General features: G+C 62.9%; 12 protein-coding genes. 5 read left to right on the forward strand and 7 right to left on the reverse strand.

What is annotated here, in order from left to right; translation table 11 throughout:
- Nucleotide 1: 1 nt before the first annotated feature.
- The 5 genes from ACVZUB_RS16425 to ACVZUB_RS16445 all read right to left on the reverse strand — a co-directional run bounded on the left by ACVZUB_RS16425 (nt 2) and on the right by ACVZUB_RS16445 (nt 4,961).
- Nucleotides 2-1,396: a cytochrome P450 gene (locus ACVZUB_RS16425; RefSeq protein ID WP_058037532.1), complete on the reverse strand. Its 1,395-nt coding sequence runs from the start codon at nt 1,394-1,396 to the stop codon at nt 2-4.
- Nucleotides 1,393-2,199, reverse strand: coding sequence for an SDR family oxidoreductase (locus tag ACVZUB_RS16430; protein ID WP_003944110.1), 807 nt, complete (start codon nt 2,197-2,199; stop codon nt 1,393-1,395). Before ACVZUB_RS16430 ends, ACVZUB_RS16425 begins: the two co-directional genes overlap by 4 nt.
- Nucleotides 2,199-3,404, reverse strand: a complete 1,206-nt coding sequence (locus tag ACVZUB_RS16435; protein ID WP_003944019.1) for a cytochrome P450 — start codon at nt 3,402-3,404, stop codon at nt 2,199-2,201. The genes ACVZUB_RS16430 and ACVZUB_RS16435 overlap by 1 nt, the downstream gene beginning before the upstream one ends.
- Nucleotides 3,401-3,967 (reverse strand): TetR/AcrR family transcriptional regulator, encoded by a 567-nt coding sequence (locus ACVZUB_RS16440; protein ID WP_024487471.1) that lies wholly within the window; start codon nt 3,965-3,967, stop codon nt 3,401-3,403. The genes ACVZUB_RS16435 and ACVZUB_RS16440 overlap by 4 nt, the downstream gene beginning before the upstream one ends.
- A 136-nt stretch (nt 3,968-4,103) precedes the next feature.
- A complete protein-coding gene (locus tag ACVZUB_RS16445) occupies nt 4,104-4,961 on the reverse strand; it encodes a mycofactocin-coupled SDR family oxidoreductase (protein ID WP_058037533.1) in 858 nt (285 codons plus the stop codon).
- 217 nt (nt 4,962-5,178) lie between these two features.
- Here ACVZUB_RS16445 and ACVZUB_RS16450 point away from each other — a divergent pair, with 217 nt between their 5' ends.
- The 5 genes from ACVZUB_RS16450 to ACVZUB_RS16470 all read left to right on the forward strand — a co-directional run bounded on the left by ACVZUB_RS16450 (nt 5,179) and on the right by ACVZUB_RS16470 (nt 10,386).
- Nucleotides 5,179-6,645 (forward strand): aldehyde dehydrogenase, encoded by a 1,467-nt coding sequence (locus ACVZUB_RS16450; protein ID WP_482627532.1) that lies wholly within the window; start codon nt 5,179-5,181, stop codon nt 6,643-6,645.
- Nucleotides 6,646-6,692: 47 nt separating this feature from the next.
- A complete protein-coding gene (locus ACVZUB_RS16455; RefSeq protein ID WP_030536773.1) occupies nt 6,693-7,442 on the forward strand; it encodes an SDR family oxidoreductase in 750 nt (249 codons plus the stop codon).
- Nucleotides 7,439-8,374: an NAD(P)-dependent oxidoreductase gene (locus tag ACVZUB_RS16460; RefSeq protein ID WP_007728637.1), complete on the forward strand. Its 936-nt coding sequence runs from the start codon at nt 7,439-7,441 to the stop codon at nt 8,372-8,374. Before ACVZUB_RS16455 ends, ACVZUB_RS16460 begins: the two co-directional genes overlap by 4 nt.
- Nucleotides 8,371-8,832 (forward strand): carboxymuconolactone decarboxylase family protein, encoded by a 462-nt coding sequence (locus ACVZUB_RS16465; protein WP_003944075.1) that lies wholly within the window; start codon nt 8,371-8,373, stop codon nt 8,830-8,832. Before ACVZUB_RS16460 ends, ACVZUB_RS16465 begins: the two co-directional genes overlap by 4 nt.
- Nucleotides 8,833-8,919: 87 nt before the next feature.
- Entirely contained in the window at nt 8,920-10,386 is a 1,467-nt protein-coding gene (locus ACVZUB_RS16470) for an FAD-dependent oxidoreductase (protein WP_050656861.1), read from the forward strand.
- Between the two features lie 10 nt (nt 10,387-10,396).
- On the opposite strand, the gene ACVZUB_RS16475 is transcribed toward ACVZUB_RS16470, so the two are convergent.
- Together ACVZUB_RS16475 and ACVZUB_RS16480 are read right to left on the reverse strand one after the other, a co-directional pair.
- The gene (locus ACVZUB_RS16475) at nt 10,397-11,218 is read right to left on the reverse strand and encodes a helix-turn-helix domain-containing GNAT family N-acetyltransferase (protein WP_003944042.1); all 822 of its coding nucleotides are present in this window, start codon (nt 11,216-11,218) and stop codon (nt 10,397-10,399) included.
- A gap of 102 nt (nt 11,219-11,320) precedes the next feature.
- Nucleotides 11,321-12,352: an alpha/beta hydrolase gene (locus ACVZUB_RS16480; RefSeq protein WP_482627533.1), complete on the reverse strand. Its 1,032-nt coding sequence runs from the start codon at nt 12,350-12,352 to the stop codon at nt 11,321-11,323.
- Nucleotides 12,353-12,376 lie beyond the last annotated feature (24 nt).

Genomic DNA, 12,376 nt, shown 5'->3' on the forward strand with positions numbered 1-12,376 from the left:
ATCACCCCTCACGCCCGGGACGTGTTCGGCGCCGGTACCTCACCGCGCACGGCTGCTGCAACTGGACGACCATCTTGCTGTGGTCGTTTCGGTAGGATTCCGACGGCTGCGCCATCTCGAACTCGAAGTCCCGCAGCAGGATCGAGAAGATCGCTTTGAGCTGCATCTGGGCGAACGCAGCGCCGACGCAGCGATGCCGGCCGGCTCCGAACGGAATCCACGTCCAGCGGTTGACGATGTCCTCTTGATTCGGGTCGATGTACCTCCCGGGATCGAAGGTGTCCGGCCGGGGAAAGTCCTCGGCGATTCGATTGGAGATCGCGGGTGTCGCGGCGACAAGATGGCCCTCTCGGATCTCGAAGCCGCCCACTTCGAAATCTCCACGTGCCACCCGCAACAGGATGATCAACGGCGGATGCAGTCGAAGGGTTTCCTTGACCACAGCCTCGAGAACCGGAATCTGGCGCAGGGCATGAAAACTGATGTCGGCGCCGTCGGAGTACAGATTGTCGAGTTCGTCGACGACGTCCGTCATGGTGTCGGGATGCCGCAACATCTCGATCAGCGACCACGCTGCCGTGCCGGAAGTCGTATGGTGGCCGGCGAACATCATCGAGATGAAGATTCCGGTGATCTCGTCGGCACTGAACCGGAGGTCGCCGTTCTCGTCCTTGACCGAGACCAACACGTCCAACATGTCGCGGTCATCCTTGCCATGCGGAGGATTCGCGATGCGCCCGTTCATGATGTCCTGTACCAGAGCGACCAACGCCAACCGGGCCTCGTCGCGGCGGCGGAAACTATCGATCGGCGCGTACGGATCCACGAAAGCCAATGCATCCGTTCCCTGTTCGAGCTCGTGATACAGCTTGGCGAAGCTATCATCCAGTTCGTCGCGGAACTTCTTGCCGATCAGGCACGCCGACGAGGTATAGATGGTCAGCTCGGCGAAGAAGTCGAGCAGATCGATCTCGCCTTCGTCTCCCCACTGCGCGACCATCGCCTCGACTTCGCGGCCGATCGTGGCGGCGTGCCCGCGCATCTGTTCGCCGCGCAGAGCCGAGTTGTGCAGCATCTCTTTACGCCGCTCCGGGCTGGCGTCGAAGACGACGCCTTCACCGAATATCGGCTTCATGAAGGGGTAAGCCGCTTGTTGGTCGAGATCCTCGTCGGTGGAGCGGAAGAAGAACTCGTTTGCCTCGGCTCCGGACAGCAAGATCACTGTGCGGTCGGCAAGTTGAAAGGCGCCGACGTCACCACATTCCTCACGCACCCGGCGCATGAGCGCTATCGGGTCGGTTCGCAGTTCCTCGAGATGCCCGTGCGGGAGATCCCCGCCGGACACCCGCGGCGGCTCTGGCAGTGTTCGCGACGTCTCTTGCACTCCGTGCGTCATGTCGTCTCCTGTGAGTTCGCAGTGGGAAGTTTGTCCAGTGGCGCCTCGGGCTGAACTTCGACGAGCACGATGTGTGCTCCTCGCGGCGCCGACACAACGGCGACGATGGCATTGGCGATGTCCGAGGCGCGCAGAAAGTAACCATGGCGGGCGAACCCCCACTTGCTCCACGATTCCCCGACCGGTCCGATGATCTCCGGCGTCGTGTCCATCCCCATGCCGGTCAGTGTCGGCCCGGGTCGCACGATCGACGCGCGAATGCCTGTTCCCTCGAGCTCCATTCGCATCTGACGCCCCATTGCCTCGAGCCCGGCCTTCGCTGCGTCGTACGCACCCATGAGTGGACGCTGGCGCTCGGCACAATCCGAGCCGATCAGTACGAAGTCACCGCGCTGTCGTTGCCTCATACCGGGAAGAACACGATGCGCCAATCGCTGCGCACCGACGAGGTGAACTTGGATCTGCCGTAGAAACGCCTCAGGATTCATCTCGTCCGCAGCCCCGAATTCGAGGTCTCCGGCACCGGAGACGACGATTTCCGCGGGGCCGTGGACTGCCTCTGCGGCCGAGACGAACCCGTCGACCGAATCACCGTCCGTGACGTCGAGGAAGTGGGCGAACGCTTCACCACCGTTGCTGCGGATCTTCTCGGCGATGGCTTCGCATTCGGCGACTCGACGCGCACCGAGTGCAACCGGATGCCCGAGTTCGGCCAGGGCATACGCGGTGGCTGTGCCGATTCCCGACGACGCACCACTGATCAGTGCCGGCCGGCGAACAGGATTGGGTTCGAAACGAGGCATCAGCGCACCTGCACTTTCACCGGCAGGGCCGCAAAGCCCCGGACATTTGTCGAATGAACACGCTCGATTCCGGACTCGACGACTTCGTAGTCGCTGACCCGACGCCCGAACTCCGCCAGGGCGATCTTGGCTTCGAGCTTGGCAAGGTGGGCACCGAGGCAGAAGTGCACGCCACCACCGAAACTCGCGAGTTTGCCCGACGAACTCCGGCCGATCTGGAAGCTGTCGGCATCGTCGAAGACGTCGGCGTCTCGGTTGGCCGATCCGATCAGGAGCAGGACCTTCTCCCCCGCCGGAATCGTGCGCCCGTGGTATTCGAGGTCGACAACCGAAGTCCGAGCCACGATCTGACTCGACGTGTCGTAGCGAAGAGTCTCTTCCACCCATTCCGAGGCTCGTTCGGGATCGTCGAGGACCGGTGCGATCTGCTCCCGGTGGTGCGAACCCCAGTACAGAGCGTTTCCGAGAAGCTTGGTCGTGGTCTCGTTTCCGGCCACGACCATCAGAAACATGAATCCGAGGATCTCCTGGTCCGAAAGCTTGTCTCCGTCGATCTCGGCGTCGAGCAAGGCCGAGGTCAGATCGTCCGTCCGCGATCGGCGACGCTGCGCGATCATCTCCTTGTAGTAGCCCATCAAACTGATCGAAGCCTCCACCGCAGGTTGCGGCACGTCGAGAACACCCGCCTCTCGATGCACCACCAGATCCGCCTTGCGCCGCAGTTCGGCTCGGTCGGGTTCGGGGACACCCATGAGTTCGGAGATGACGTCCATCGGCAGCTTTCCCGCCACCTCCGTAATCCAGTCGAACTCCCCCGCGCCCAGCGCGGGTATCAGATGTTGCTTCGTCAGTTCGAGTATCCGGCCGTCGAGCTCCGCAACACGCCGCGGTGTGAATCCGCGAGAAACCAACTGGCGCAACCGCATATGGCGGGGATCATCCATAGCGAGAAACGACATCACATAATGCGCGTGTGGACCGTAGGCTGCGGGGTCGAGTGATACTCCGTTTGCGCTCGACAGACGCTTGTTGTCCTTGAATCCGTCGACCACGTCCGCATATCGCGACAATGCCCAAAATCCCACGTCCGGATTGTGATACAGGGGTGATTCTTCGCGCAGACGCTTGTACGTCGGATACGGATCGTCGTGAAAGTGGTAGTCGTACGGATTGAAGACCACCGGATCGATCAAAGCTTCTGTCATGATTTCTCCAGGATCAGTAGAGCTGAGGCCTCGAGGCGTCCAGCGATTTGCGCGTAGGTTCCGTAGCCGATCCCTGCCCGCAGAAGCGCCCCGGCATAAAGCATTTCGAGCGCTTCCAACACTTCGGGTTCGCCATTCGGATCCAACGCCGAGGCGAGTCGTTGATGGATCTCGAGCCCGATCCGGCCGCGAAGATGTTCCACTTCAGGGTCGGATCCGAGCAGTGCATTGGTCACGGCGGCCGATACCTCCGGTTCGTCCGCGAGAAGCAGCGCGATATTTCGAAGTACAGACAGCACGTGCGCGGTGCGATCCAACCCTGAGCCATCAGGCGCCGACGAGTTCTGAAGTCTTCGCCAGAAAACCTCTGCGACGAGATGCTCCTTGGACGCGAAATACGTGTAGGCGGTCGCAGTTCCTACACCCGCTTCGGCCGCAACCGAACGGACAGTCAGCCCGGAAAACTCTTGTTTGCGTAGAACTTTCACTGTTGCTTCGGCAAGCCTGGCCACAGTTTCCGCCTGTTTGCCCGTGAGGCGCCTGCGAGTGGATTCGTAGACAATCGATCCCCCGCCACTTGAATCGCCCCGTTTGCTGGACACATGTCTGGACGTTACTACAGCGTCCTGTCCAGGGCAACGAAATGGGGAAACTTGGAGAATTCACCACGAACAGGCAGCAGCGACGCGAAAAGTTCTACTACAGACCGATCTTCATCCCGGCACCAGCGTCCACGCGCAGTTGCTGGCCGGTGACGAATCGCGACTCGTCCGAGGACAGGTACACGACTGCATGCGAGATGTCCGCGGGTTCGACCCACGGGATCGGCATCGCCTGCATGAACGGGAACGTCACAGCCGCATCCTCGGCGGTCGGATTCTCGAGGTCGGGACGGAACGTCCGGTACATCGGCATGCTCTGCAACATGTCGGTGTTCACATTGGTCGGATGAATCGCGTTGACGCGAATGGAACTCGGCCCGAGGGTCAGCGCCAACGAACTGGTGTAGGCCTGAATCAGCTTCTTGGCCAGGCCGTATCCGTCGCCACCCGGACCCTGGAGCGCCTGTTGCCCGTTGAATCCGGTCTGCGGCACCAGACCGGCAACAGAGCCGATCGCGATGATCGAACCCCCTTCGCCGAGGTATTCCATCGACGCGTGCACTGTATTGATGACACCGAGAAAGTTCACATCGAAGGCGTCGACGAAACCGGCGGTCGACACGTGTTTGCCCAGCGGACAGATACCGGCGTTCGCCACGACGACATGCAATCCGCCCAACTGCCCTACCGCCTCGGCAAGTGCTGTTTCGAGTCCGGCGCGATCACGGACGTCGACACGCGCCGTCACCACCTGCTGCCCGGCCTCTTTCACCAGGCGAGCGGTTTCCTCCAGATCGGCTGGACTGGCGAGCGGGTATTCGTTGCTGGCGATGTCTGCGCACAGATCGAAGGCGATGATGTGCGCGCCCTCCTCCGCGAGACGGACGGCGTGACTGCGCCCCTGACCTCGAGCAGCGCCGGTCACCAACACCACTTTTCCGTCAACTCTGTTCATTTCGACCTCTCTCCTGTGGATGTGAAGACGTGGTTGTGAATGTGCGGTGAACCGTAGCGGCGCCGCACCGGACACGAGGCGCTTTTCGTCGAAGCAGATCCGAGACCCTCTCGAGACCGCTGGGCTCTCGAAATCTCTTATGCCCCAAAAACCATTGCCTCAACCACAAGTGTGAACTAGAGTCCAGACACATGTCCAGAAAGAGAGGGTTTGCGCTATGACGCTTCGACCCGCAGACAGTTCTGCACTTCTCGTCGACGGAAAACTGGTTCCCGGATCCGGCGGGACCTTCGAAGTTTTCAACCCGGCGACCGAGGAACTGATCGGCGGTGCGGCCGAAGGCACCGCCGCGGACATGGACGCGGCCATCGCCGCTGCGCGCCGTGCGTTCGACGACACCGAATGGGCACGCGATCACGGGTTTCGCGCTCGCTGCCTGCGCCAACTGTGCGATGCACTCCAGTCCCACATCGAGGAGTTGCGTGAGATCACCGTCGCCGAGGTCGGCGCACCGGTCATGCTGACGAGCGGTCCGCAACTCGAAGGCCCGATCGAAGATCTTCGCTACTGGGCCGATCTGATCGAAACCTATTCGTGGGAACAAGATCTCGGGCACGCGTCACCCATGGGGATTCCGACCCATCGCCGACTGCTCAAGGAAGCCGTCGGCGTCGTCGGCGCAATCACACCGTGGAACTTTCCGCACCAGATCAATTTCGCCAAGCTCGGTCCCGCCCTCGCAGCCGGCAACACCATCGTTCTCAAACCCGCGCCGGACACGCCCTGGTGCGCCGCGCTGGTCGCCAAGGTGATTGCAGAAGAAACCGAGATCCCGGCCGGCGTAGTCAACGTCGTGACGTCGACGGATCACTCCCTAGGCGCGCAGCTGTGCAGCGATCCGCGCGTCGATCTCGTGTCCTTCACCGGTTCCACCGCCACCGGACGCACAGTGATGGCCACGGCCGCGCAAACTCTCAAGAAGGTCTTCCTCGAACTCGGGGGTAAGTCCGCATTCATCGTCCTCGACGATGCGGACATCAAGGGTGCATGCTCGGTTGCCGCGTTCTCCGTCTGCGTTCATGCCGGTCAGGGATGCGCGCTCAGTACCAGACTTCTGGTGCCGCGCGCTCGGTACGACGATGCTCTGGCCGCGGCATCTGCCGCGATGGCGGGTATCCGAGCCGGCGACCCCAGCGCGCGCGGAACGGTGTGTGGCCCGGTCATCTCGGCGCGCCAGCGCGCCAGGGTGGAGAGCTACCTCGCCCTCGCGGTCGAAGAGGGCGGCACGATCGTGACGGGTGGGGGCCGTCCCGACGATCGCGAGAGGGGATTCTTCGTCGAGCCCACTCTCATTGCGGGGCTGGACAACTCGTCTCGCGTAGCGCAGGAGGAGATTTTCGGGCCCGTCCTCGTGATCCTTCCGTACGACAACGACGACGACGCTATCCGGATTGCCAACGATTCCCCATACGGCCTGTCCGGGTCGGTGTGGGGCACCGATCCCGATCGCGTCGCGCACGTCGTTGCCGGTGTCAGAACCGGAACGCTGAGCGTCAACGGCGGCGTCTGGTATTCGGCCGACGCACCGTTCGGCGGCTACAAACAATCCGGGATCGGCCGCGAAATGGGCCTCGCGGGTTTCGAGGAATACCTCGAAACCAAGCTCGTCGCTTCACCTTCCTGACATTCCACACCCTCACCACAGGATCATCACCACGAAAGTAGGTCGACATGGGACGTTTCGACGGTCGCACCGCGATAGTCACCGGAGCAGCGCAGGGTATCGGAGAGGCGTATGCCCGCGCTCTGGCCGCGGAGGGGGCCAACGTGGTCGTGGCGGACCTCAATCGCGAACTCGGTGAAGCAGTCGCCAAGCAGATCAACGCGGACGGCGGAAATGCCGTGTTCAAGGACGTCGACGTCGCCGACGGGGAGTCGACTGCGGCACTCGCCGACTTCACGATCGAGCAGTTCGGCAGCATCGAGCACCTGGTGAACAACGCTGCCATCTACGGCGGAATGAAGATCGATTCCCTGTTGACGGTGGACTGGGACTACTACCGAAAGTTCATGAGCGTCAACATGGACGGCGCATTGCACGTGTGCCGGGCGGTAGTACCTCACATGCGAGCGAAGGGCGGTTCGATCGTCAACCAGTCCTCCACAGCAGCCTGGCTGTACTCGAATTACTACGGACTCGCGAAGGCCGGCGTCAACAGCCTGACACAACAACTCGCGACCGAACTCGGCTGGTCGAACATCCGGATCAACGCCATCGCTCCCGGCCCTATCGACACGGAGGCGACTCGAACCGTCACCCCCGGCAACATCGTCAAGGACATGGTGAAACGAATCCCGTTGCAGCGCATGGGAACACCGGACGATCTCGTCGGCATGTGCCTGTTCCTCCTCTCCGACGACGCAGGCTGGGTGACCGGGCAGATCTTCAACGTCGACGGAGGCCAGGTGTACCGGTCATGACGCAATCGGCGCCGAAAGCCAGCGCTTCGAAAACCAGACTGGGATACATCGGCCTAGGCAACATGGGCGCGCCGATGGCGCAGCGCCTCCTGGACTGGCCGGGCGGACTGGTGGTGTGTGATGCCCGCGCAGAAGCGCTCGAACCGTTCACCGCTGCGGGCGCGAGCGCAGCATCGACGCCCGCCGACGTTGCAGCGCAGGCGAGCATCATCTCCGTCACGGTGCTCGACGACGCGCAGGTACGCGAGGTTGTGTGCGGGCCGCACGGGATTCTGTCGACCGCACAGCCAGGCACTGTCGTCGCGATTCACTCCACTATCTCGGACACCACGGCGGTGGAACTCGCTGACATCTGTCAACAGCGTGGTGTTCTGCTGGTCGACGCGCCGATCAGTGGCGGTGCCGGCGGCGCAGCGCAGGGCAGGCTGGCAGTGATGATCGGCGGCTCCGACGAGGCGTTCGAAGCCGTCCGCGAGCCCTTCGGATCCTGGGCCGAGCTGGTGGTTCACGCCGGTGACGTCGGCGCTGGAACGCGAATGAAGCTCGCACGCAACCTTCTTCACTTCGTCTCGTTCACCGCCACGACCGAGGCCGCGCGACTCGCCGAAGCAGCAGGACTCGATCTCCGCACGCTCGGAAAGGTCGTCAGGCACACCGATGCGATCACTGGTGGCGCGGGCGCGATCATGCTCCGCGACACCACCGCACCGGTCTCGGAGGACGACCCGTGGTTCTCGATACTGCGGCATGTTCGCAATCTCGGGGAGAAGGACTTGGCCTTGGCCATCGACCTCGGTGATCGGCTGAATCTCGACCTGCCGCTCGCGCACCTTGCGCTCGCCGGACTCGGTGCCGGTCTGGGCGTCGGGAATGACAGCGAAGACAGGCCGGCCGAACCTTCAACGGCATCTACTACTCGGGAGCACGCATGACCGACACCACTCACATGACCGATGCCGGTGGAACCGACGAAAGCCGCATCTCCGAGGCCCGTGCTCGTGGCGTCGCGAAGATGAACGAGGTGTACGGCTGGGAGCTTCCCGCCGACGTTCCCGGCGACTTCTTCGCGGTCACCGCCGACCACCTCTTTGCCGACATCTGGACGCGACCGGGACTGTCGGTACGTGATCGACGACTACTCCTGATCGGTGCCATCACCGCCCAGGGGCAGAACGATGTGGCGAAGATCCAGATCAACGCTGCTCTCCACAACGAGGAGTTGACCGAGCAGCAGTTCGAAGAGGCCGCAATCTTCCTGTGCCACTACGTCGGCTGGCCGCTGGCCACCGGGCTCAACAATGCGCTGATCGCCGTGAAGGCCGACAGACGTAAAGCCGCGCGCGCCAAGGAGAAGGCCGCGGCCGATTCCGCGAAAACGGACACCGACTGACTTTCGGTCGAGATACTGCCATCAGGGCATCGATCACACCCACTGATTCCCCCACCAACCAACCAGAAGAACGAAGGATCCGAATCCATGGCCGAGGCCAGCTCAATCCGTCCGCAGTCCTCCGCAAACATCGAGCAGTGGCACTTCGAGGCTGACGTCGTCGTCGCCGGCTACGGCATTGCCGGAGTGAGTGCTTCGATCGAGGCCGCGCGAGCGGGCGCCGACGTGTTGGTGCTCGAGCGCACGAGCGGCTGGGGCGGCGCTGCGGCGCTGGCAGGCGGATTCATCTATCTGGGCGGCGGGACCCCGTTGCAGCAGGCACTCGGGTTCGAGGACTCCCCCGCCAACATGAAATCGTTCATGATGGCCGCACTCGGTCCCGGCGCCGACGAGGAGAAGATCACCGACTACTGCGAAGGCAGCGTCGAGCACTACAACTGGCTCGTCGACAACGGTGTGCCGTTCAAGGAGAGTTTCTACGGCCAACCCGGCTGGGAAACACCCTTCGACGACGGACTCATGTATTCCGGCGGCGAGAACTCGGCACCGTTCAACACGATCGCGACACCGGCCCCTCGCGGGCACGTTCCACAGATGAGCGGCAAGCGCACCGGGGAGAAGGGCGGTGGTTTCATGTTGATGAAGCCACTGATCGAGACGGCCGAAAGCCTCGGCGTACGAGCAGAATACGACATGCGAGTCCAGCGCCTGGTCGTCGACGGAGATCGAGTGGTCGGCATCATCGCCAAGCAGTACGGCAAGGAAGTGGCAGTTCGAGCACGCACGGGTGTCGTACTGGCGACGGGAAGCTTCGCCTACAACGAAGCGATGATCCAGTCGTACGCCCCACGGCTGATCGGGCGCCCCGGTGCGGCTATCGAAGAGCACGACGGAAAGTCCATCCAGATGGCGCAGGCTCTCGGGGCCGACCTCGCGCACATGGACGCCACCGAGGTCGCATTCTTCGGCGACCCCCAGTTGATGATCCGCGGCATTCTCGTCAACGGACGCGGCCAGCGCTACGTCAACGAGGACACGTACCCGGGAAGAATCGGCCAGGAGACGCTGCTGCGCAACGAGAATCAGGCCTACCTGATCATCGACGAAGCTTCCTACGAAGAGGGCTGCGCCGCCGACAGTTCCACACCGTTCTTCAGATTCCAGCCCAAGTGGGTGGCCGAGACCGTCGAGGAACTCGAATCCGACATGGGTCTGCCGGAAGGCACCCTCCAGTCGACCGTCGAGGTCTACAACCGCCACGCCGCCCGTGGTGAGGACCCGGTACTGGGAAAGAAGAAGGAGTGGGTCAAGCCGATCGGCTCACCCGTCGCTGCGCTCGATCTTCGCAATTTCACCGCCGGATTCACGCTCGGCGGCCTGCGCACGTCGATCAACTCGGAGGTCATCCACGTCTCCGGCGAACCGATCCCGGGTTTGTTTGCCGCTGGACGCTGCACCGCCGGCGTCTGCGCTGGAGGGTACGCCTCCGGAACGTCCCTCGGTGACGGCAGCTTCTACGGGCGACGCGCCGGAGTCAGCGCTGCCAAGGGCTGAGCGTCTCTTCTCAGATGTCAGCGTCCTCGCTGCGACGTTCGAGGAACAACGTGTCACGCCACCGCCCACCCAGTTGAGCGATACGCGAGCGAGTGCCGACGACTCGGAATCCGACGGCCTGGTGCAAGGCGACGCTTGCCCGGTTCTCCGGGAAAATCGACGACTGCACTGTCCATATCTCACTGGCGTCGGCGGCTTGCACCTGTCGGCGAAGCAGCAGCTTGCCCACGCCGCGCCCGCGAGCGCCGCTACCGATGTAGATGGAGTTCTCGGCGACCCCGCGGTAGCAGTCTCGCGAGGACACCGGGCTGAGGCTCGCCCAGCCTTCGACGCGACCGTCGATCTCGGCCACCCATCGATGATCGGGTAACCATTGCGCGTCGAGCTTCTCGGCGGATGGCACCGAGGTGGTGAACGTCGCGGTTCCGGTGTCGATTCCTTCGCGGTAGATCGAGCGGACGGCATCCCAGTCGCCGGATTCCATGCGGCGCACCACCACGTCATCGGGAAGAACTCCCAGTGTGTCTTCGACCGGACCACGAGCAGCCACGACGGCGGCCGCTGCCATCAGATCGGAGTATGCCGTTCCGGCAACACTGACAACCGAAGTGCCTTCACGCACCGAAGCCTCGACAAAACCGACCTCGATCAAGGCCTCGAGGTGGGCACTCAACGCCGACGGCTCGAGTGATGCGGCGTGTGCAATCGTGTCGACGTCGATCGGACCGCCGGCAGCTAGTCGGAGCACTCGCAGCCGCGTCGGATCACCCAGGCACGCAAACCTGCGCGCAAGTACGTCGGTGTCGAGGGGAGCGAGTGTTTCTGAACTCATGAGGCGACTATAACGCCGCTGACCTGCAGTTCGGTCGGCTAGGTTCGGCAAGAGTGTCCCGGAGTGAGAAACAACTCAGCCACCGACCCCAGGGTTCGCCGGCTAACGCGCACCGATCGACGCGGCAATCATCGACCACGAGTTGTGAAGATCGTCCTGCCAGTAACCCCAAGAGTGAGTGCCAGTTGCCCGGAAATCATAGGTGGCCGGGATGCCCAAGGAGTCGAGCCGCTCGGCCAAACGCTGGGTGCACTGGTTCGTCCCGGCCTCGATGACTCCACCCACGATCACCTGGTTCGCCAGAACGCCGAGGTCGCCGTTGACCATCGGTCCGCCCAGATTCTCGTGTGGGCCGGGCAGGCCCGATCCATTGCTGATGTAGAGGTCGACCCCCCGCAATCTCTCGGCGTTGACCACAGGATCGTTGGCTACCCAGCCCGGACCGCCGGGAGGACCCCACATGTTGTCCACGTTGCCGCCGCGGAATCCGACCACGAATCTCACGTAGTCCTGACCGGGTTGAGTACTCGTCTCGGCACACCCGCTGAAAGCACCGACGGCACGGTAAACGGATGGCGCCGCCTCGGCCAGGCTCAGAACCGAGGTACCTGCCATCGACAATCCGGCAACGGCATTCGTACCCGTAGTCCCGAGCGTGGCATCGACGATCGGTGGCAACTCCTGGGTGAGAAATGTGGTCCACTTGTTCAGTCCGAGAACAGGATCGGGCTTCTCCCAGTCGGTGTAGTAGCTGTAGGCACCGCCGATCGGGTTGACGACGTTGACGTTCTTGTCGCCGAAGAAGTCGACGACGTCTGTCCGTGTCTGCCACGTCGCCGTGTCCTCGCCTCCGCCGGCGCCATTGAGTAGATAGAGGGTCGGCCGGGGCGCACTCGTGTCTGCCGGCCGAATCACCTCGAGCGGAATCACCTTGTCCATCGCAGCCGAGTAGACGTACATAGTCAGCTGACGGGCGTTGATCTCCTCGACGTGATCGAGAGCTGAACCGCCTGAAGGGGATGTCCAGGCCGGGTCAGCCGAGGCCAACGCTGCTTCGCCGAACAGTCCCGTCCACGCGACGAGGGCGACGAGGGCGACGACAAGCATTGCCCGAGTACGTCCGATTCTTCTCATTGCCGCTCCTCGTGCTCGATTGCG

It is taken from the genome of Rhodococcus sp. OS5, assembly GCF_056837585.1.

Coding starts and splice junctions, on each gene's coding strand:
- ACVZUB_RS16475 (WP_003944042.1), bottom strand. CDS start 11,218: ATGAGTTCAGAAACACTCGCTCCCCTCGACACCGACGTACTTGCGCGC.
- ACVZUB_RS16455 (WP_030536773.1), top strand. CDS start 6,693: ATGGGACGTTTCGACGGTCGCACCGCGATAGTCACCGGAGCAGCGCAG.
- ACVZUB_RS16435 (WP_003944019.1), bottom strand. CDS start 3,404: ATGACAGAAGCTTTGATCGATCCGGTGGTCTTCAATCCGTACGACTAC.
- ACVZUB_RS16430 (WP_003944110.1), bottom strand. CDS start 2,199: ATGCCTCGTTTCGAACCCAATCCTGTTCGCCGGCCGGCACTGATCAGT.
- ACVZUB_RS16470 (WP_050656861.1), top strand. CDS start 8,920: ATGGCCGAGGCCAGCTCAATCCGTCCGCAGTCCTCCGCAAACATCGAG.
- ACVZUB_RS16465 (WP_003944075.1), top strand. CDS start 8,371: ATGACCGACACCACTCACATGACCGATGCCGGTGGAACCGACGAAAGC.
- ACVZUB_RS16480 (WP_482627533.1), bottom strand. CDS start 12,352: ATGAGAAGAATCGGACGTACTCGGGCAATGCTTGTCGTCGCCCTCGTC.
- ACVZUB_RS16460 (WP_007728637.1), top strand. CDS start 7,439: ATGACGCAATCGGCGCCGAAAGCCAGCGCTTCGAAAACCAGACTGGGA.
- ACVZUB_RS16450 (WP_482627532.1), top strand. CDS start 5,179: ATGACGCTTCGACCCGCAGACAGTTCTGCACTTCTCGTCGACGGAAAA.
- ACVZUB_RS16445 (WP_058037533.1), bottom strand. CDS start 4,961: ATGAACAGAGTTGACGGAAAAGTGGTGTTGGTGACCGGCGCTGCTCGA.
- ACVZUB_RS16425 (WP_058037532.1), bottom strand. CDS start 1,396: ATGACGCACGGAGTGCAAGAGACGTCGCGAACACTGCCAGAGCCGCCG.